General features: G+C 62.6%; 1 protein-coding gene. It reads right to left on the bottom strand.

Annotated features, from left to right (window positions below):
• Positions 1–372: 372 nt before the first annotated feature.
• Positions 373–717: hypothetical protein (locus ACTQZF_RS09210; protein WP_441555109.1), on the bottom strand; the 345-nt coding region annotated here is incomplete at its 5' end.

The following is a 717-nucleotide window of genomic DNA, read 5'->3' as shown; positions in this document are numbered from 1 at the left end:
CGACTCGGATTCCTTGCGGCCTGAACAATCGCAAGTGTCCGGCGAGGGGGCGGCTTTGTAAAGCCGTTTGGCCCCACCCGCATAGCGGGTGGTTTCTGATGCGGCGCGCTGTGCGCCCCGCACAGGCTAAAGCCTTTAATAAAAAGCCTCCCATTTCTCGTGTCCAAGAAATGGGAGGCAGTTCATGTCAATCCCCCGCTTTCTTAATTTTTGGGACAAATATACCTGACGACAAGTGTCCCGCGGCAACCCTCCGTCAGGGACGGCGTCATCTAACACATTTGTCCCGTGCCGGGGATGCGATGCGGGCAACCCCCCGCCGTCAGGGACAAATCAGTCTGACGACGCCGCCCCGTGAAGGCGCCTTACCTGCTAGCGCCTGTTATGGCGGCGCGTCAGGGCAAAGCCGGCGGCCAGCACAATGACGCCGGCAATCGCGATGCCCGCAACCAGGGCGAACGTGCGGTCTCCCGCATGGGGCAGCACCGCTGCGTCCTGCTTCTTGGCCGCAGACCTGGTCTCCGTGACGGTCGTTGCAGAGCCGGAGCCCTTACCGTCCGACGGATCCTTGGGGTCGGGCACGGGCTCAGGCGCAGGCGCCGCCTTAAAGAGCGCGCGCACCGTCACGGCTTTCTCGCCCAGCAAAAAGGTCGTCGTGGCAGAAGCCGCATCCGCGAGCTCGATGTCACCGTCGATAACCTCCCAGTGGTCAAAGAC

The organism is Collinsella sp. LCP19S3_H3 (genome assembly GCF_052119145.1).
GTDB lineage: Bacteria > Actinomycetota > Coriobacteriia > Coriobacteriales > Coriobacteriaceae > Collinsella.
Note: the sequence above shows the minus strand (reverse complement) of the source record. Positions and strands in the feature narration are given on the sequence as shown.